Here is a 16669-nt window from a genome sequence, read left to right as displayed (position 1 = left end):
GATGAAGCGGAGCTCTAAAAAGCTCAGCTACCCATCAGAGGCCGCCCAGTTTGTTACAGGAGCGGCCTTTGATTGACGCGTCAGCACCAGCCTAATGAGACACCCGGCAAACAAGATGACGTTTATTCCCCTATCCCCCGCACGGCCTGAGGCAACATGAAGGCTTTTCTCGATATTCTGAGCTTTGAACCTGACGGCTGGGGCCATGTGCTGATGATGGCGGTGCTCGTCACGGTAGCATTGTCGGTCGTCGGCTATCTGCTTGGCGCGATCATTGGTGTGTTTGCAGCTTGGGCCAAAATCTCCGGCGGACGCACGCTTCGTGGTGTTGCAGACGCATACACCACAATCATTCGCGGCATTCCCGATCTTCTGGTGATTTATCTGTTTTATTTCGGCGGTAGTGCCGCCGTAACGGCAATTGGTCGCTTTTTCGGTGCGCAGGGCTTCGTCGGCTTTCCGGCATTCCTCGCTGGTGTGCTTGCAATCGGCATTTCGTGCGGTGCGCATCATACGGAAGTTTTCCGTGGTGCATTTCGTGCCGTTTCCAAGGGCGAGCTTGAAGCAGCCTCTGCTTGCGGCATGGGACAGGCGCTTAAATTCCGACGCATCATTGCGCCGTTGGCACTTCGTCATGCGTTGCCGGGCCTTGGTAATGTCTGGCAGGTTGCACTGAAAGAATCCGCGCTGATTTCCGTTGTCGGCGTTGTTGATATTCTGCGTCAGGCCCAGATTGGGGCAGGTTCTACTGGCTTGCCATTCAACTTCTACCTGATCGCTGGTGCGCTTTATCTGCTGATTTCGTCGGTTTCCGGCACCATTCTGCAAAAAGCGGAACGTCACTTTTCGCGCGGCGTCCGGAGGGCATCATGAACTTTCAGTTCTATACCGAATCCTTCATGCAGATGATGAGTGGCGTGCCGCTGACCCTTCAGCTTGCTGCCAGTTCAATTGTCTTTGGCGCTATACTGGCTCTGCTTTTTGCGCTTATGCGTCTGTCAGGCATTACCGTTTTCGACTGGATCGCACGTCTTTATGTGTTCGTATTTCGCGGCACACCACTTCTGGTTCAGATATTCATTATCTATTACGGTCTCAGCCAGTTTCCGGCAGTACGCTATTCGTTCGTGTGGCCGATCCTGCGTGAACCCTATTGGTGTGCGATCATCGCGCTGACTTTAAACAACGCAGCTTATGCCAGTGAAATTATCCGTGGTGGTCTGTTGTCAGTTCCCAGTGGTCAGATCGAAGCGGCCAAAGCCTGTGGCATGTCGCGCTTCACAAGCTTTCGTCGCATTGTGATGCCGCTTGCAATCCGTCAGGCGCTGCCGGGCTATGGCAATGAAATGATCTCCATGGTCAAAGCAACGTCGCTGGCCTCCATCATCACCTTGATGGAAGTAACAGGCATCGCCGCCAAGCTGATCGCAGAATCCTATCGTGCGATTGAAGTGTTCGTCATTGCGGGCGCGATCTATCTCGCTATCAACTTCGTTTTGACACGTGTGCTTATGTTCGCTGAATACAAGCTCACGCCGTATCTGCGTCAGCCCGTCGTCAAAACCGCCACCGAAGGAAAATCATCGTGAGTAAACTTGTGTCTCCAACATCCCCGGTGACGTCGAACGTGGCTCTGAAAGTCGAAAATCTGCGCAAGAGCTTCGGCGCAAATGAAGTACTCAAGGGTATTTCTCTGGAAGCGCGCGAAGGCGAAGTGATTTCGATCCTCGGCTCTTCTGGCTCCGGCAAATCGACGTTCCTGCGTTGCATCAATTTGCTGGAAACACCGACGTCTGGCACCGTGACTGTTTCGGGCGAGACCATTCGCATGGCGAAGAACTCGAAGGGCGAAGCTTATCCAACTGATAAGAAGCAGGTATCGCGTATCCGCTCTGAACTCGGTATGGTGTTCCAAAGCTTCAATCTCTGGTCTCACAAGACCATTCTCGAAAATATCATTGAAGCACCGATCTATGTGCAGGGCCGTTCGCGTGCCGAATGCGTGGCAGAGGCGGAAGCTTTGCTCGCCAAGGTTGGTATTGCTGACAAGCGCGATTTCTATCCGGCACATTTATCGGGTGGCCAGCAGCAGCGTGCGGCGATTGCGCGTGCTCTCGCGATGAAGCCGAAGGTCATGTTGTTTGACGAGCCGACCTCGGCGCTTGATCCTGAACTGGTTGGGGAAGTGCTCCGCGTTATGCGCGGTCTGGCAGAAGAAGGCCGCACCATGCTGGTCGTCACGCACGAAATGGGGTTCGCACGTGATGTGTCCAATCGCGTGGTCTTTGTGCATCAGGGTTTGGTCGAAGAAGATGGTGCGCCTGAAGACGTGTTCGGAAATTCAAAATCCGAGCGTTTCCGTAAGTTTATCAGCCACGAAAATGCAGCCTGATTATTTCAAATAGTTGATGCCAATGCACGGCTTATAGAGTTCATTTCCTTCCTGTTTCTAAGGATCAATGACTTGGGAACTTCGAGAAAGCCGCGAATATTTACTAAAAATCCAAATTATAAACGAACAAACAAATCTGTCCCGATTACTATGAAGACGTTGCTTTCGCCGCTTATTCACGCCAATGAGGAACTGGCACTATTACTGATCCGTTTAGCAAAAAGATCTGGGGGTATATACTGGTCGAACTCGTGCCATCCAGACATTTGGCTACCATTATACGTCTTCGGCACCTGAACGGCTGATATGGCGTTTGAGTAGAGCTGACGCGAATTCGAAATCTTTGTTCTCGATGGCTTCGAGAATGCCTAAGTGGTCTTTACAGGCCTTGCGGATACGCTCTTCGCCCAGACGGTCGAAATCGGAATATTCCGTCATGCGGCGCAGATGGTTCTGCCAACGGACTGATTGCGTGAAAAACCGATTATTCGCCCACGAAACGATGGTTTCGTGAAAGTTGGCATTGGCGTTGAACCAGAGATCGCGTGTGAGATTCTGGATCGGCAGGACCGATATTTCATTCTGCTCGCGTTGCAGAGCTGCGAGCTGGCTGAGATCAGGCGCGTAGTCGGGTTGCGAAAGCGCACCGCATTCGATCACCAGGCGGAAGGCGTAGCTTTCATTGACCGCGCGCTCATTATCGAGCGACTCGGCAAAGCGCCAGCCATGGCCCGGAAGACGCTCTGCGAGACCTTCGGTGGCAAAACGCATCAGGACCCGGCGCACCGCGCCGCGCGTCGCACCCAGCTGATCGGCAAGTTCGGCTTCCGACACTTCGTCACCAACAGCACCAGAGGCGCGCGCACTCATCAGACGCCGATAGAGCTCTTCCGCCTCCGATGGCGGCAGCAGATTGTCGTTGAGTTCGTCCGGCTCTGGAATGCGATGCAGCTGATATCCGCGATTGGGTGTCTGACTGACAATACCCTGCTGCACAAGAAGATTGAGCACCTGACGCACGGGCGACCGCGATACACGGAGCTCTTTTGCAATGGCAGCATCCGACAGCCGGTCGCCGATATTCCAGCGTGCAGCGGATATGAGCGAGACCATTTTATGTGCGACTTCCGCCTGAAGACTGCTCAGGCCGGATTCGCCTTCCGTTGATCTCTTAACGTCCATATTCACGCGCAGCGCCCCCTGAATGTGCGTTCTCTCATGGACCTATGCTCAAAGAATACGGGATATTTTGCAATAGGCCATTTCTTTCTCGTATAGCCTATCCCATTGGAATGACAGGTTGGCTCTCAATAGGAAGGGTATAAATCGAATTGTTCCATGTTCTAATAAAAAACTGTTGACTCCGCAATGATTGAATGTGAATTGTATTAAGAAGATACAAAATACAAAATGTGAAATATGGATTGAGTATGTCAGTTACCCCATTTCCATTCATTACAGTTTCGGGCGTACCGGAAGAGCGCGGGCGCCAATATGGGGTGCTGGCGGCTGAACGCATCCGGCGCAGCGCGGGTCTTTATTCCAGCACGCTCGACGCGTTTGGTCTTTCGCCTGAGCGCAGGCAAGGTCTCATCGAAGAATTTGCTGGCCGGATCGAGGAATTCGACGCGTCTTATGTCGAGGAAATGCGCGGCATCGCCAAAGGTGCGGATGTGCCGTTTGAGCAGATCGTCATGATCAATGCACGCACGGAAGTCGTTGCGATGGCGCGTGCGGAAACTGGTTCGCCTGATCCCGAAGAGCAGGATGACGGCTGCACCGGTGCTCTCATCATGCCTGCGAAAAGCACTTCTGGTAATCTGGTTCATGGCCAGAACTGGGACTGGCGTTCTGAATGTGTGGAAACCGGCATTGTGCTGCGTGTTCGCAACAATTGCGGCCCCGATTTTGTAACGTTTGTCGAGGCTGGTGGGCTAGCGCGCAGCGGCTTCAATGAAGCGGGAATCTCGATCACCGCCAATTATCTCGAATGCGAACGCGACTATAAGAAGCTGGGCGTTCCTTTGGGTCTCGTGCGCCGCAAGGTGCTTGAGCAGGAGCATTTTGCCAAAGCAATAAAGGCTGTGGCTTCGACACCAAAATCCTGCTCAAACAATATCATGATTGCGACGAGCGCCGGTTTCGGCATCGATTTTGAATGCGCGCCGGATGAGTCCTTCCCGATCCTGCCTGAGAATGATCTGATCGTTCACGCCAATCATTGGGTCAGCCCAATTGCGCTGACAAAGCTGCGCGACACCGGCATCCCGTTCGTACCTGAAAGCTTCTACCGTGATTGGCGCGTTCGCCAGTCTCTTGAATCACATGGTGGAAAAATTGGCCGCAAGGAGCTGAAGGAAGCACTGTTCGACGACTTCCTGACACCTTATGCAGTCTGCCGTCCTCCACGTGCTGGCAATCACGACAATATCACGGCCACAGTTGCCATGGTGGTGATGGAAGCAGCGCTTGGCGTGATGGAAATCGCGCCGCTGCCTGCTTTGAACCGCCAGTTTGCGACCTACTGTCTGCAGGATTATACGCCGCTACCGTCTGATGCCGCGCCACGCGCGAAATCCCTCTTTATCGAAGGCTAAAGAAATGCTGCGCTTTGCGCTTTCCAGAATAGGCATGGCCATTCCAACATTGCTGATCGTGGCAGTGGCTGTGTTTGTGATTGTCCGGCTGATACCGGGCGATCCTGCAGCCCTGATGCTGGGCGATTCTGCGGATGCTGCGACGCTGGCCGCGCTGCGCGAGCAGCTGGGCCTCAATCACAGCGTCTTTACCCAGTTTCTGATCTGGGGAGGCAATGTTCTGCATGGTGATCTCGGTGTCTCCATTGCCAACCAGCAGCCGGTTCTTTCTCTGGTTCTGGAGCGCTTCTCGGTCAGTGCGCGTATCGTCTTGTCAGCAGTTATGCTTTCTACGCTTGTCGCTGTTCCGCTTGGAATGATCGCAGCCTGGAAGCAGAACAGCCTGACCGATCTGACGCTTGTGACCTGTGCAACCTTGCTACTTTCGGTTCCGACATTCTGGATGGGCTTGCTGCTGTTGCTTGCCTTTGGCCTCAAGCTCGGCTGGTTGCCGATTGTCGGCTATGTCAGCTTTGGTGAGAACCCATGGAAAGCGTTTCTCTATCTGGTTTTGCCGATCACTACACTGTTTCTGCATGAAATCGGCGTCATTCTGCGGATGGCGCGCGCCTCGACGCTTGAAGTGCTGAATCTGGATTACATCACCCATGCCCGCGCCAAGGGACTGTCGGAAGCAACCGTGATGTGGCGTCATGCTTTCCGTAATGCGTTTGGCCCGACCTGGACACTGTTGGGGCTGATCCTTGGCAATCTGCTTGGCGGTATTGCAGTTGTGGAAACGGTTTTCACGATTCCCGGACTTGGCAGGCTTCTGGTTGATGCGATCTTTGCTCGCGATTATCCCGTCATTCAGGGCTGTTTGCTGTTCACAGCCTGCGTTTATGTGCTGGTCAATCTGATCGTGGACCTTCTCTATCCGTTCTTCGACCCGAAGGTGACGGCAAAATGAAAAATCTCTCTCTCAACGCGATTATTGGCGGAACCCTGACCGCAACGCTTCTCACTATAGCGGTGGTAGGTTCCTTCTGGACGCCTTACAACCCGTTGGCCCTCGACTTTGCCGCGCGCCTTGCGGCGCCAAGTGCCGCGCATTGGCTGGGTACGGATGAATTTGGGCGCGACCAGCTGAGCCGTCTTATGAGAGGCGCATCGGCCAGTGTTTCAATCAGCGTGTTCACAGTCTTTCTCGCCACCCTCGGCGGAGTGCTTGTCGGGGCGATCAGCGGCTTCTTGCGTGGCTGGTTCGACCGGCTGTTGATGATGGTCAATGATGCTTTGCTGGCGTTCCCCGGCATATTGATGGCGCTTGGTTTGCTGGCCGTCTTTGGCGCCAACAAGAATGGCATCATCTTAGCGCTTGCTCTGGCCTATATGTCTTCGGTGATCCGCGTGGTCCGTGGCACGGTTTTAAGCCTGCGTGAACGGGAGTTCGTTGAGGCTTCCCGCGTCATGGGAAATTCGGAAATCTATACAATGGTGCGCCATATTCTGCCCAACTGTCTGGCACCTGTTCTGGTCATGGCAACGTCCATGTGCGGCTGGGCAATTCTCGCGGAAAGCTCGCTCAGCTTTCTGGGTCTGGGTGTGCCGCCGCCAGCGCCGACTTGGGGCAATATGCTAGCGGGAAGCCGCAATTTCATTGAGCAGGCCGTTTGGCTTGGTATATTCCCTGGTCTTGCAATTTCGCTGTCGCTGCTTGGTATTAATCTTCTTGGTGATGCGTTGCGCGACCGCCTCGACCCACGCATGAGGAAGCGCTCATGACTTCCGCACCCCTGCTTGAAATCAACGATGTCAGCCTGCGTGTTGGCGACAGTGCGTTGGAGATCGTCAAGCGCGCTTCCTTCTCCATAAAAGCTGGCGAAATTCTTGGCATCGTTGGTGAATCCGGCTCTGGAAAAACCATGCTCGCGCGGGCGGTCATGGGGCTGGTTCCGGCGTCCATTAAAACAAGTCATGGTGCAATCCGCTTCAAGGGGCAGAACGTGTCAACGATGTCGCCGACCGCTTTGCGCGGGCTGCGTGGCGATGGCATTGCCATGATCTTTCAGGAGCCGATGACTTCGCTTACCCCGTCACTGACCATCGGGCGGCAGCTTGAAGAAGGGCTGGAACTGCACTTTCCAGCCGAGAAAGCACAACATGCCGACTGGATCAGAGCTATGTTGTTGCGTGTTGGTATTGCCGATCCTGATCGGGCAGTTGAGGCGTTCCCACATGAGTTCTCAGGCGGAATGCGCCAGCGCATCATGATCGCCTGCGCGATGCTCATGAAGCCTGATCTGTTGATCGCGGACGAGCCGACCACTGCGCTTGATGCGGTTATCCAGCGCGAGGTTATGGAGTTGCTGGTCGATCTCACGAGGGAACGTGGCACGACCGTTTTGCTGATCAGTCACGATCTTCCAATGATTGCGCGCTATTCCAAACGTGTGGTTGTGATGCGCCATGGTGAAGTGGTTGAAACGGGCGATACCGCGGATGTTCTGGCAAAGCCCCGGCATGATTACACCCGTAAACTGCTTTCGACATTACCGGTTCGTGGGCCTGCACGCGTGGTTCCAAAGGCAGATCCGCTGATCAGCGTGCGCGATCTTGTTGTCGATTTTGAAGGCCGGGGTGGCTGGTTCAAGAAAGCTGTTGGCAAGCGAGCTCTGCATGGGGTTACGATTGATGTTCTGCCCAACGAGGTTGTTGCAGTGGTTGGCGGCTCGGGTTCGGGCAAGACCACGGCCGCGCGCGTGATGGCTGGACTAATCAAGCCGAGCGAAGGGAAGTTGCTGTTCAAGGGACAACCTGTCGAGAGACGTTCATCCCATTATCAGGATTATCGTTATCACACTCAGATGGTGTTTCAGGACCCTTATTCATCACTCGATCCGCGTATGAAAGTGGGCGAGTTGGTCGGTGAGGCGCTGCGCTTCTCGAAAGAGCTTTCGTCCAGCCAGAAAGTGGATCGTGTTCGCGAAACACTGGAGGACGTTGGCCTCGGTGGAGATTATACCAATCGCTATGCGCATGAAATGTCGGGTGGTCAGCGTCAGCGTGTGGCGATTGCGCGTGCGCTCGTGCGCCGTCCCGCTTTTGTCATTGCCGATGAAGCACTCTCGGCGCTTGACGTAACCGTGCGTGCGCAGGTTCTCGATCTCTTTGCCAAGTTGCAGCAGAGCTATGGCTTCGGTTGCCTGTTCATTACCCATGATCTGGGCGTGGTTGAACAAATTGCCGATCGTGTGGTCGTGATGAATGACGGTCGCATTATCGAGCAGGGAACGCGCGACGAGATTTTCGACGCGCCGCAAAACGGCTATACCCGACGTCTTTTGTCAGCCATTCCAATGCTCGAACTGACGGGCGAGGGCGGCGTCAAACTCAAATGGCGCGGCGATAGTGCAAATACGAAATCCGGAGAGGAGGGCGGTCATGTCCATCACTGAGGAAAAGCCTGTTACTAAACGGCAGGGCCATGGCAAAAAACTCAGCTTCTACGATTTCGGAGCGACCACGTTTTTTGCAAGTCAGTTCGATCAGCGTTTCAGTTACTGCCTTTATGTCCCTGAGGACTATGATGAAGACGGCACCGAAACGCACGAACTGATCGTTATCATTCACGGGACGGGGCGGACGGCGGCACAGTACCGCGATCACTTTGCAAATTTTGCGCGAAAGAACCGCTGCATTGTTCTGGCGCCGCTGTTTCCTGCGGGCATCGTCGTGCAGGGCGATCTTGCCAACTACAAGCGCATCGAGTTTCACGGCATTCGCTTTGATCATATTCTGCTATCGATGATCGACGAAGTGGCCGCCAAGTATCGCGTCAAAAGCAATCGCGCTATCATGTACGGCTTTTCGGGCGGCGGGCAGTTCTGCCAGCGCTTTTTCATGCTGCATCCCCACAGGCTCAAGGCCGTCTCAATCGGAGCGCCGGGCATAGTAACTCTGCTCAATTCTGATTATGACTGGTGGGTTGGCGTTCGCGATGTTGAAGCACGTTTTGGCTGCCGCATTGATCTTGAAGCGATGAAGGCTGTTACGGTTCATACAGTGATAGGTGAGGAAGATACCGCGACTTGGGAAATCGCCATCCCGCGTGACAGCGCCTTCTGGATGGGCGGCGCCGATCTTCAGGGCGATTGCCGGATCGAACGCATTGAAGCACTGGCCAAGTCTTTTGAAGCGCATCGCATCCCGGTTCGCAGGGACAGGGTGCCGGGTGTGGCTCATGAGCCTTTCAAAGTGCTGGAGCCGGTCGAAGCATTTTTAGCGGACGTGCTGAGGTCACAAAGCTGACCATACCGCAAAATCAAAAACAAAAAGGGGAAACCAAAATGTTCAATCCAATTTCAATCCGCTCTGCACTCAGCATGGCGCTTCTTGGTCTCAGCGCCACATCCTTCCAGGCACATGCTGCAGACGATGAGACCTTGCGCGTCGCCATTCACTCTGATGTTGCGAGCATAAATCCGGGCGTCAATCGCGATGCCAATGCCGATATGGTTGTTGCCCATATTGCCGAAGGTCTGGTCGCTTATGGCGACGATCTCGCAATCAAGCCAATGCTGGCTGAGAGCTGGACCTCGAATGCCGATCATACGGTTTATGAATTCAAGTTGCGCAAAGGCGTCAAGTTCCAGAATGGCAAAGACCTGACCGCCAAGGACATTGTCTGGAATTTCGAGCGTTATCTCAAGCCCAATACAGCCTTTCAATGTGTCAATCGCTATAATGGAAAAGTGGACTCTGAACTGAAGTCGGTCGACGCCGTCGATGACAGCACGGTGCGCTTCAGTTTTGCAGCACCTGCGCCAAACTTCGTCATCACCATGGCTACCATCCAGTGTACGCCATGGATATTGAGCCCGGAATCCGTTGATGCAGATGGCAAATTTGTAAAGCCGATTGGTACAGGTCCCTATGCCTTTTCCAAATGGGAGCGTGGTCGCTATCTGGACCTGACCCGTTTCGATGATTATGTCGCGCTGCCCGGCGATGCCGCTGGTTTGGTGGGTAACAAGAAAGGTCATGTAAAGACCATTCAGTTCATGACTGTTCCGGATTCAAGCACGCGCACCAATGGCCTGCTTTCCGGTGAGATCGACTTCATCGATGAAGTGGAGCCAACTGGTGTCAAGGATCTGGAAGCGAAGGGCATGAAGGTCAATGTGCAGCAGACGCCTTCCTGGATGGTGCTTCAAATTCAGTCCACTTCCGATAAGTTGAAAGATCCGCAGATGCGTCAGGCGATTGCTCACGCCATCGATCTTAAACAGCTGGCAACGGCGATCGGTGAGGGCATTTATGCGCCAAACCCGTCGGTCATTGCACCAAACACCATCTATTCGGATAATCAGGCGTCTGCCTGGCCTGCATACGATCCAGCCAAAGCGCAGGAGTTGCTGACCAAGGCAGGATATAAGGGCGAACCGATCAGCCTTCTGGTCGCCAACCGCCAGAACCGCGTGCAGGTTGCCACGATTGTTCAGGCATTCCTTGCAGCCTCCGGCATCAATGCGCAGCTCGAAGTGCGCGACTGGGCGACCCAGCTCGATCAGTATCGTCGTGGCGCTTATGAACTTGCTGTTTTCGCTTATTCAGCCCGCCTTGATCCGCTGTTGTCTTTCCAGTCGATGATCGGTGACAAGAAGGCTGATGCCGCGCGCCAGTGGGACGACGCCAAGGCGGAAGACCTTCTCAGCCAAGTTTCTGCGAAAAGCGACGTCGAAGAACGCAAGAAGCTCTTCAACGAACTTAACACGCTGATGGGTGAGCAGGTTCCGATTCTTGGTCTCGTAAACTTGCCATCGATCACAGCTGCCGGTCCAAAAGTAAACGATTTCAAGGGCTGGGCTGGTGATACGCTTCGCTTCTGGACGATCAGCAAGGAACAGTAAAACGCTCCGCTTCGCGAGCTTAGCATTGGGATAACCCCATGACGTCTACATCCTTTGACTACACCCGGACCGACGCCGTCGGTCTGGGAGAGGCCATTCACGCAAAAATTCTGTCGCCGCATGAGGCTGTTCATGAGGCATTTGCAGCGATTGATCGATGCAATCCTAAGCTGAATGCTGTGATCCACGAGATGCGCGATCAAGCGGAAGAACAGCTTAAATCGCTGCCAGAGGGCCCGCTCAGCGGTGTTCCGGTTTTGTTGAAGGATGATTGCCCTTCCTATGCCGGTGCAGCAATGTCTTTTGGATGTCGTGCGGCAGAGGGAAATATCTCGCAGCGCGATCATGAACTCGTCAAACGCTACAAGTCAGCTGGTCTGGTGGTGGTGGGTAAAACCAATTTGCCGGAGTTTTCCTGCAATATCGCAACGGAATCCTCGCTGCATGGTCCGGCACTCAATCCCTGGGATGTGACCCGCAGCATTGGCGGTTCTTCCGGCGGTGCGGCAGCTGCCGTTGCCGCGCACATGGTGCCTGTGGCCTATGGCAATGACGGAGCAGGCTCGATCCGTATCCCCGCATCTTGTGGCGGGCTTTTCGGGCTGCGTCCGTCGCGTGGGCGTGTCCCATGCGGTCCGGTTTCGACAGAAAACTGGGGCGGAATGGTCAGTCATCATGTATTGACGCGCTCGGTTCGCGATTCCGCAATGATGCTTGATCTGACAGATGCGCTTGAACCGGGTTCGCTTTACGCAGCCCCGGCCAAGACGGACTTGTTCGTAAACAGTGTCAGAATGGCGCCGCGGAAACTTCGTATCGGTGTCTGGCAGGAGTCTGATCTTCGTCACGATCTGGACGAGGAGACAATCGCAGCACTTGAGGCGACGATTGCGTTATGCGAACGGCTCGGACATAACGTTGTTCGGGTGAAGCCTGATTTTGACGGCGTTGAGCTTGCGGGTGCCGTACAAAAACTGATCGCCGTTTACACCGCAATTGAAGTGGCCGATGTTGCCGCGACAATGGCAAAGCTTGCCAATGACCTCTATTTTGAGCCTTCAAATCTGGGATTGGCCGCTTACGGCGATGGCTTGGCTGCGACAGAGGTTATTCAAGCGCGTTTGACCGCAAACAGTACGGCGCGCAGTTTTGGTCGTCTGTTTGAAGAATGCGATGTGGTGTTAAGCCCGGTCATGCCGGTTGGATCATTTCCGCTTGGGATGCTCGACGTGCGCTCACCCGACTGGAAAGGGTTTGCCCGGCAGTTTCTGGAGCTGACAACCTTCACCCATCCGGTCAACGCTGCTGGCTTGCCTGCGATGAGTGTCCCACTTCACGAAACGTCTGATGGTTTGCCAATCGGCAGCCAGTTCATAGCTCCTTATGGGGCCGAAAATCTGCTATTCGAACTTGCAGGTCAGTTGGAAGCCATGTGTCCATGGTCTGATCGACTGCCCGCTATTCACGCCTGAAATCAAGAGACAAGCGATGCTCTATACAAAGCCCTATTTCCAGCCGTCCGATACGACCGAGGTTTTCGATCTCGTTGATAGAACCGTGCTTGGTACTTTGATCACCAGCCATGAGGGAGGCGTTGCTATATCGCACCCCGTCTTCATGATGGATCCGACACGCGGCGAAAACGGCATGCTGGTCTCGCATGTTGCTGCATCCAACGATCATGTTGAGTTTCTGAAACGCGGCCTGCCATCAATCGCAATCCTGATGGATGCTGGTCATTATGTATCATCGTCATGGTATCCGGGTTATCCGGAAAGGGACAGCGCACCGACTTGGAGCTTTATGGTTGCACATATCCATGGCACGCCCAAAATTCTGTCGGAAGCAGCGACCGCCAAACATCTCCACGAGCTCGTCAAGCATATGGAAAAGGGTCGTGACAAGCCTTGGCAGATGAAGGAACTCGGCCCCGGTGGTCTGGAGCGGCGCCTGCCCAATATCGTCGGCTACGAAATGCCGATTGAGAAGATGGAAATCAAGTTCAAGCTCGGGCAGGACGAACGGTCGGCAGATATGAGTGCTGCGATCAAAAAACTGCGCGAAGAGGGTCGGGAAGACGTTGCCGAAATGATGGCGCGTCACTGCAAGCTATAGAGTGCCATGTGCCTGTTTGGGCGTGTGCAGCTCTCTATAAAACCTTGTAATTGCTGCATCATTTCACCTTGACCTGTTCCAGATTTAAGGAATTTTGCAATAAAATCCAGATGGGGGATTTGAGTTGATGACGGGGCGGGGCGCTTTGTCGATATCAGGCACGTAATACAGCATTCACAGTCATAGCAGGCCGCCGGTTTCAGCGAGTTCCGGCAGTCTGTTCTCAGCACGACGGAAAGTCTCTTTCCGCCGAAAAACTCCTATTGCCTAAAATCAAAGGGGACACCTACTCAAATGAAGAAAATTCTAGCTGCATCGGTCGCTGTTCTGGCAATGTTGCAAGTTGCATCGGCTGCCGATACCATTGTTGCACCCGAGCCTGAAGCTGTTGAATATGTTCGCGTTTGCGATGCCTATGGCAAGGGCTATTTCTATATTCCCGGAACCGAAACCTGCCTGCGTTTTGCTGGTTATGTGCGTTATGATGTCAGCGGTGGCGATAATGCTTATGCGCGCGTAACGAGTACCCGGGATATGGATACTTATGCGCAGCTGACCCGCTTCACCTTCCGCTCATTTACCGGAACCGAAACCGAACTCGGTACACTCAAGACAGTCACTGAAACACGTTATCAGTGGTATAATGGTGCAGACTCTTCATCGTCTGGCTCCCTGCGTCTCGGCTTTATTGAGTTGGGCGGTCTGCGCGTTGGTCTCGACCAGTCGGCTTTCGTAACTTTCACCGATTATCTGGGCAATGTGCTCAATGATGACGTCATTCTGGCTGGCGGTTATCGTACGAACCTCATCAGCTATACCTACAAAAACAAGGAGGGCTTCTCGGCTACCTTGTCGCTTGAACAGGGCGGAAATACAGATGCGGACGTGGATGTTACCATCGACGACTATATGCCGCATGTGGTGGGTGGTCTGAAATATGCTCAGTCATGGGGCAGCATTGCAGGTGTTGCGGCCTATGACGCGCGCAATGAAAAATGGGCGGGGAAGGTCAAGGTTGATCTCAAGGTGAGCGATAAGTTCTCAGTCTGGTCGCAGTTCGCTTATAAGTCCAATGACGACCTTTACGAGGCGAATGCCAATGGCGAAGTCTATCGTATGGTAGATAGCTTCTACGGTACATGGGGTGGCGATTGGGCTTTGTGGGCCGGTCTTGCCTATCAGGCAACTAAAAAAGCCAAACTCAATCTGCAAGTTGGCTATGATGCCAGTGAAACCCTGATGGCAACTGGCAATGTCAGCTATTCATTGGTGCCTGGCTTCAACATCACACCTGAAATTACCTATGTTCAGTGGAACAATAAGCGTATCGCACTTGATGGACAGGATGCGTTTGGTTTGAAACTACGTTTCCAGCGTGCATTCTGATTGGTGATTGGAATTATGATGCTGTTCAATATTGAGCAGCGTCATATTGTATCACAAGGATTAAATGGCGTGACATCTATTGGAAAGCAACTTCAAGCACACGATTTAGATCTCGCTAATATCCATGTATTGCCAGTATTTATGACTGGTTAATTGGAGACGAGGACATCGCTGCATATCTAGTTTGATGCCAATCCTTATGTTCTTGAATCAAACTCTAAATCAGAAACATCCCACCAAATCTGCCCCGCTTACCGCATATAACCGCGCCTTGCTTAACTGCGTCAGGTCAGTGTTTTTGGAAAGCACCTGCCGCAAACGCTCTCAGTGGCCAAAAAGAGTGAAAAGCTGAATCGCTAATGTCATCCTGTATGTTTCGTTTCAAGTTTATTGTCTAAGGGTCACGTATTGCTTCAATATTTGCAATTATCTGCGCGAAACGATTGATGGCATTGATCAATCATATTGTAAGTGATGCGCACTTAGTGGTGGGTACCAAAATAGCAACAAACCATCCCAAGTGCGCCCAACTGAGATTTCACATATCACTCATTAACGTTGCTCGTCTCAAAGCGTTAGCAACACAACTACCAGTCCCCACAGCGTCAATAGAGTATTGCTGATCGCATAAGGCACTGTGTAGCCAAGCATTGGCACATTGCTTTTTGCGGCTTCCGAAACCATGGCCGCAGAAGCAGTACTTGTACGCGCACCACCACAACAGCCGAGATTGATCGCCGGATCAAAGCGGAAAATATATTTACCTATTAACGGCGCAAGCAGCATCGGCACCGATGTCGCAAACAGGCCCCACAGAAACATTTCAAAGCCCACTTCTTTAAGACCCGAGATAAATGTCGGGCCTGCTGATATACCGACAACAGCGATAAAGATATTAAGGCCCACAGTGTTCATGAACCACACTGTTGCGGTCGGAACATTGCCCATCTTGGGAGTGAAACTGCGCAACCAGCCGAAGATCAGACCTGCGATTAGGGCGCCGCCGGAGGTTGACAATGTGATTGGAACGCCGCCCACTGGCACTACAATCGATCCCAGTAAACCACCAAGGACAATACCGGAGCCGACCAGAACCATATCGGTCGTGCTGGTTGGTCTGTCTGCATAGCCAATCTCGGCAATAAGCGCTTCGATGTGTTTCTGGCTACCTGTCAGGCTGACAATATCACCTCGATAGACTTTGCTCTGGGCTTGAACGGGCACGTCAACATTCATCGAACCGCGTCTGATTCGATTGATATAAACGCCGCGCGCAAAAGACTCATGCGACAGTTTAATCAGTGTGCGACCATGCAGCCGTTTATTTGTCACGACCACATCCATGGTTTCAATCGGAATGTCCAGCAATTCGCGGTCCGCGACTTCCTGTGCCCGGTTTGACCATTCCACTATCGCATCATGCGGACCTGAAACCGCAACGATATCGCCGACTTCAAGCAAGGTATCATCATCAAAGGAGATCACCTTGCCGTCGCGGCGCAACCGCTCCAGAAAGATACGGGCACCCGCCATCTGCTCGGCCTGACCAACGGTTTTTCCGGCAATGATCCCCGGAACCGTGAGGCGGAAGGAACGGACAATATATTGATGCCATGCCGTTTCAATGCCACCTTCAGGCGCACCGGCAGACATTTCACGTTCATAACGCTGGCATTCTTCTTCGAGGTTGATCCGAAGCAGCTTTGGTCCGAGAAAGGCAATGATAAGACCTGTTCCTATGGTGCCGAACAGGTAGGTGACGGCATAGGCAACAGGGATGGCATTGAGTTGCTGTGTGATTTCAGTTGGGCTGAGACCACTTCTGTTGAGTGCATCTGTCGCCATGCCAATAGAAGCGGAAATGGTCTGCGAGCCTGCGAGAAGGCCAATGGATGAGCCGGGACCATAGCCTGCAATGACGGCCGCAATATAGACCGAACCCAGACAAAGACAGGAAATTACCACTGCAAAAAGTGCTTGTGGCAGCCCATCGCTTGCAATGCCGCGCACGAATTGTGGCCCAACGCCGAAACCAACCGCAAAAAGGAACATGATGAAGAAGATCGATTTGATCTGTGGCGATATTTCAATGCCCAGCTGCCCGATCAAAACGCCGACAAGCAAGGTTCCGGTGACAGAACCAAGGCTGATTTTACCAAATTTCAGAGCACCGACCCAGAACCCGATTGCCAGTGCGAGAAAGATCGCCAGCTCCGGTGCAGACCGCAGGACATCACTTATCCATTCAAACAAGTGCATTTTGTTTCTTTCCGATATTGCGTGAACAA

General features: G+C 53.2%; 14 protein-coding genes. 12 read left to right on the top strand and 2 right to left on the bottom strand.

The annotated features are described in order from the left end of the window. Window positions 1-156 precede the first annotated feature (156 nt). Genes ACOZHT_RS19485 through ACOZHT_RS19475 form a run of 3 tightly spaced genes read left to right on the top strand, consistent with a single transcriptional unit; the run spans window position 157 to window position 2392 of the window. Window positions 157-873, top strand: coding sequence for an ABC transporter permease (locus tag ACOZHT_RS19485; protein WP_421566309.1), 717 nt, complete (start codon window positions 157-159; stop codon window positions 871-873). Further along, a complete protein-coding gene (locus tag ACOZHT_RS19480; protein ID WP_421566308.1) occupies window positions 870-1589 on the top strand; it encodes an ABC transporter permease in 720 nt (239 codons plus the stop codon). The genes ACOZHT_RS19485 and ACOZHT_RS19480 overlap by 4 nt, the downstream gene beginning before the upstream one ends. After that, entirely contained in the window at window positions 1586-2392 is an 807-nt protein-coding gene (locus tag ACOZHT_RS19475; RefSeq protein WP_339514258.1) for an ABC transporter ATP-binding protein, read from the top strand. Before ACOZHT_RS19480 ends, ACOZHT_RS19475 begins: the two co-directional genes overlap by 4 nt. Window positions 2393-2668: 276 nt before the next feature. On the opposite strand, the gene ACOZHT_RS19470 is transcribed toward ACOZHT_RS19475, so the two are convergent. After that, complete coding sequence (locus ACOZHT_RS19470; RefSeq protein ID WP_339514304.1) at window positions 2669-3574, bottom strand: GntR family transcriptional regulator; 906 nt, start codon at window positions 3572-3574, stop codon at window positions 2669-2671. A gap of 248 nt (window positions 3575-3822) precedes the next feature. Here ACOZHT_RS19470 and ACOZHT_RS19465 point away from each other — a divergent pair, with 248 nt between their 5' ends. From ACOZHT_RS19465 to ACOZHT_RS19425, 9 genes are all read left to right on the top strand, one after another. After that, window positions 3823-4989, top strand: a complete 1167-nt coding sequence (locus ACOZHT_RS19465; RefSeq protein ID WP_339514260.1) for a C45 family peptidase — start codon at window positions 3823-3825, stop codon at window positions 4987-4989. Between the two features lie 4 nt (window positions 4990-4993). Then, on the top strand, window positions 4994-5938 hold the full coding sequence (locus ACOZHT_RS19460) for an ABC transporter permease (protein ID WP_112812990.1): 945 nt from the start codon (window positions 4994-4996) through the stop codon (window positions 5936-5938). Further along, window positions 5935-6753: an ABC transporter permease gene (locus ACOZHT_RS19455; RefSeq protein ID WP_339514267.1), complete on the top strand. Its 819-nt coding sequence runs from the start codon at window positions 5935-5937 to the stop codon at window positions 6751-6753. The genes ACOZHT_RS19460 and ACOZHT_RS19455 overlap by 4 nt, the downstream gene beginning before the upstream one ends. Continuing rightward, complete coding sequence (locus ACOZHT_RS19450; RefSeq protein WP_421566307.1) at window positions 6750-8426, top strand: dipeptide ABC transporter ATP-binding protein; 1677 nt, start codon at window positions 6750-6752, stop codon at window positions 8424-8426. Before ACOZHT_RS19455 ends, ACOZHT_RS19450 begins: the two co-directional genes overlap by 4 nt. Then, window positions 8413-9279 (top strand): alpha/beta hydrolase, encoded by an 867-nt coding sequence (locus tag ACOZHT_RS19445; protein ID WP_339514271.1) that lies wholly within the window; start codon window positions 8413-8415, stop codon window positions 9277-9279. Before ACOZHT_RS19450 ends, ACOZHT_RS19445 begins: the two co-directional genes overlap by 14 nt. 38 nt (window positions 9280-9317) lie before the next feature. Further along, window positions 9318-10880 carry an ABC transporter substrate-binding protein gene (locus tag ACOZHT_RS19440; protein WP_421566306.1) on the top strand — a complete coding sequence of 521 codons (1563 nt, stop codon included), beginning with the start codon at window positions 9318-9320 and terminating at the stop codon, window positions 10878-10880. A 38-nt stretch (window positions 10881-10918) separates the two neighbouring features. Continuing rightward, entirely contained in the window at window positions 10919-12352 is a 1434-nt protein-coding gene (locus tag ACOZHT_RS19435; RefSeq protein WP_339514275.1) for an amidase, read from the top strand. 16 nt (window positions 12353-12368) lie between these two features. Further along, a complete protein-coding gene (locus ACOZHT_RS19430) occupies window positions 12369-12995 on the top strand; it encodes an FMN-binding negative transcriptional regulator (RefSeq protein ID WP_339514277.1) in 627 nt (208 codons plus the stop codon). A 294-nt stretch (window positions 12996-13289) separates the two neighbouring features. Further along, on the top strand, window positions 13290-14381 hold the full coding sequence (locus ACOZHT_RS19425; RefSeq protein WP_339514279.1) for a porin: 1092 nt from the start codon (window positions 13290-13292) through the stop codon (window positions 14379-14381). A 567-nt stretch (window positions 14382-14948) separates the two neighbouring features. Here ACOZHT_RS19425 and aspT read toward each other — a convergent pair. Next, the gene (gene aspT, locus ACOZHT_RS19420; protein ID WP_421566305.1) at window positions 14949-16640 is read right to left on the bottom strand and encodes an aspartate-alanine antiporter; all 1692 of its coding nucleotides are present in this window, start codon (window positions 16638-16640) and stop codon (window positions 14949-14951) included. Window positions 16641-16669: the final 29 nt, after the last annotated feature.

This window comes from Ochrobactrum sp. EDr1-4 (assembly GCF_049199085.1).
Taxonomy (GTDB): Bacteria; Pseudomonadota; Alphaproteobacteria; order Rhizobiales; family Rhizobiaceae; genus Brucella.
The sequence above is the reverse complement of the archived record's forward strand: the minus strand, read 5'-3'. Positions and strand labels throughout refer to the sequence as shown.

Bases quoted from the DNA above. Each gene is read 5' to 3' on its own strand.
- ACOZHT_RS19425 (WP_339514279.1), top strand. From the start codon at position 13,290: ATGAAGAAAATTCTAGCTGCATCGGTCGCTGTTCTGGCAATGTTGCAA.
- ACOZHT_RS19480 (WP_421566308.1), top strand. From the start codon at position 870: ATGAACTTTCAGTTCTATACCGAATCCTTCATGCAGATGATGAGTGGC.
- aspT (WP_421566305.1), bottom strand. From the start codon at position 16,640: ATGCACTTGTTTGAATGGATAAGTGATGTCCTGCGGTCTGCACCGGAG.
- ACOZHT_RS19470 (WP_339514304.1), bottom strand. From the start codon at position 3,574: ATGGACGTTAAGAGATCAACGGAAGGCGAATCCGGCCTGAGCAGTCTT.
- ACOZHT_RS19430 (WP_339514277.1), top strand. From the start codon at position 12,369: ATGCTCTATACAAAGCCCTATTTCCAGCCGTCCGATACGACCGAGGTT.
- ACOZHT_RS19445 (WP_339514271.1), top strand. From the start codon at position 8,413: ATGTCCATCACTGAGGAAAAGCCTGTTACTAAACGGCAGGGCCATGGC.
- ACOZHT_RS19465 (WP_339514260.1), top strand. From the start codon at position 3,823: ATGTCAGTTACCCCATTTCCATTCATTACAGTTTCGGGCGTACCGGAA.
- ACOZHT_RS19450 (WP_421566307.1), top strand. From the start codon at position 6,750: ATGACTTCCGCACCCCTGCTTGAAATCAACGATGTCAGCCTGCGTGTT.
- ACOZHT_RS19455 (WP_339514267.1), top strand. From the start codon at position 5,935: ATGAAAAATCTCTCTCTCAACGCGATTATTGGCGGAACCCTGACCGCA.
- ACOZHT_RS19440 (WP_421566306.1), top strand. From the start codon at position 9,318: ATGTTCAATCCAATTTCAATCCGCTCTGCACTCAGCATGGCGCTTCTT.
- ACOZHT_RS19435 (WP_339514275.1), top strand. From the start codon at position 10,919: ATGACGTCTACATCCTTTGACTACACCCGGACCGACGCCGTCGGTCTG.
- ACOZHT_RS19460 (WP_112812990.1), top strand. From the start codon at position 4,994: ATGCTGCGCTTTGCGCTTTCCAGAATAGGCATGGCCATTCCAACATTG.
- ACOZHT_RS19485 (WP_421566309.1), top strand. From the start codon at position 157: ATGAAGGCTTTTCTCGATATTCTGAGCTTTGAACCTGACGGCTGGGGC.